1 protein-coding gene is annotated in these 2,180 nt (G+C 73.0%); it reads right to left on the bottom strand.

What is annotated here, in order from left to right; genetic code table 11:
- Positions 1-642 precede the first annotated feature (642 nt).
- The gene (locus tag ACFP1K_RS40990) at positions 643-1,530 is read right to left on the bottom strand and encodes a Trp biosynthesis-associated membrane protein (protein WP_380763992.1); all 888 of its coding nucleotides are present in this window, start codon (positions 1,528-1,530) and stop codon (positions 643-645) included.
- Positions 1,531-2,180: the final 650 nt, after the last annotated feature.

Here is a 2,180-nt window from a genome sequence, read left to right as displayed (position 1 = left end):
CCCCCATGGCGAACACCCAGTTCCAACTTGCGTCAAACATAGACCTCCGCCCCCCGACGAACCCACAGCTCCGAACCACAGCAAACCCGGAGTTCCAGGTTGCGACGAACCCAGCACTCCAGACCGAGCCGAACACGCGACTCCAAACCACGACAAACCCGGAGTTCCAGGCAGTACCGGACACGGCGCTCCGGCCCGTGACGAACACACCGGTCCGGGCTGTGGAGGACACAGGGCTCCGGACCGAGGCGAACATGCCGGCCCAGACCGTGGTGAACACGCGGGACCGGCCCGCGACGAACACGCCGGACCGGGCCGTGGAGGACAGAGGACTCCAGACCGAGGCGAACATGCCGGCCCAGACCGTGGTGAACACGCGGGACCGGGCCGAGGCGGACACAGGGCTTCGGGCCGAGGCGAACGCGCGGGTCCGGCCTGTGACGAACATGCCGGTCCGGGATGTGGTGGACAGAGGGCTCCGGACCGTGGTGAACACGCGGGTCCACACTGTGGTGAACAGTCGGGACCGGGCCGAGGTGGACACCGGGCTCCGGGCCGAGGCGAACACGGGGGTGCGGGCTGTGGCGAACGCGCTCCGGTCCTCCGCTTTCCCGGTCGGTGTCGTGTCGGTGGGGTTGATTGTCAGTCCTTCCCGCGCCCGGATTCCCCCGCGCGTCCCGACGGGTCGTCGGTGGGGTCGACTCCTCGGTCCATGGCGTCCCAGAGGGCCCGCTCCCCTCGCCGTTCTCCGGCCTCGGTGCCGGCGGTCGGCGACGACGGTCCGGTGTCGTCCGCCGGTGAACCCGCGGGTGCCGGGCGGTCGTAGCGGTCGGACATTCCCGGCCAGCGGCGCCCGCGCATTACGGCCGTGAGCCCTGCCGCCGCCAGGGCGGCCCCTCCTGCGGCGGCGAGCACGGGCCAGCCCCAGCTGAGGGCCACGGTCACTTGATCGCCTGCGGCCAGGGAGACCCGGTCCCGGGCCAGCGCCACGATCTGGCCTGCCGATGCCCCCCGCAACGCGGCCACGACCACAGCGGCTCCGCACAACGCGATCACCGCTCCCACGGCGGCCCGCCACACTCCTCTGGTGGCAAGCACCGCGATCACCGCCGCGAAGCCCGCCAGAGCCAGTGGCCCCAGTGCCGGCACCAGCTCATTCCCGCCCAACTCCACCGGCACCGCCCGCACCGCGGCCGCCCCGAAGAACTGCACAGTCGCCCACGTCCGCCCCCCTGCCACCAACACCAGCCCCGCTCCCGCCGCCCCCGCCACCACGAACCCCGCCAACGCCCGCCGCCCCCCACCGCCCCGAACTCCACCACCCACCGAAGCACCGCCTCCCGCCCCACCATCCGCAGGATCCCCCGCCACCCCGCCACTCGAACCACTCCCTCCGGCGCCCCCGCCCGAAGGATCCCCCGGCTTCCCGCCGCCCGCCGGAGTGCCGCCTCCCACACCAGCCACCCGGACATCACCCGGCAATCCGTTACCCGCCGGGCTCCCGCCCCCCTCCAGGGCGTCATCCCGCATTCCGTTACCCGCCGGAGCACCGTCCCCGGCGCCATCGGCTGCCCGGACGGCACCCCGCGATGCGTCACCCGCCGGGCTGCCGCCTACGGCGCCGTCGTCCGCAAGGTCATCCAGAATTCCGTTACCCGCCAACGTGCCACCCCCGACACCAGCAACCCCCCGAACGCCACCAAGCGATCTGTCACCCGCCGGGCTGCCGCCTCCGGTGCCACCCGCCGTAGGGACATCCCGTATTCCGTTACCCGCTGGAGTGCCGTCTCCCACACCGCCAGACGCACGGACGCCAGCCGGCGGTCCGTCACTCGTCCGGGTGCCGCCTCCAGTGCCACCCGCCGTAGGGACATCCCGTATTCCGTTACCCGCCGGAGCACCGTCTCCCACACCACCAGACGCACGGACCCCAGCCCGCGATCCGTCAACCGTCCGAGTGCCGCCCGCGGGGCCACCCGCCGCAGGGACATCCCGTATTCCGTTACCCGCTGGAGTGCCGTCTCCCACACCACCGGACGCGCGGACGCCGGCCGGCGGTCCGTCACCCGTCCGGGTGCCGCCTGCGGGGCCACCCGCCGCAGGGACATCCCGTATTCCGTTACCCGCTGGAGTGCCGTCTCCCACACCACCGGACGCGCGGACGCCGGCCGGCGGTCCGT

Source organism: Sphaerisporangium aureirubrum, assembly GCF_042658925.1.
Taxonomy (GTDB): domain Bacteria; phylum Actinomycetota; class Actinomycetes; order Streptosporangiales; family Streptosporangiaceae; genus Sphaerisporangium; species Sphaerisporangium aureirubrum.
The sequence above is the reverse complement of the archived record's forward strand: the minus strand, read 5'-3'. Positions and strand labels throughout refer to the sequence as shown.

What these genes read in the sequence shown, in the direction of transcription:
- ACFP1K_RS40990 (WP_380763992.1), bottom strand. Translation starts at nt 1,530, where the DNA reads ATGCGGGATGACGCCCTGGAGGGGGGCGGGAGCCCGGCGGGTAACGGA.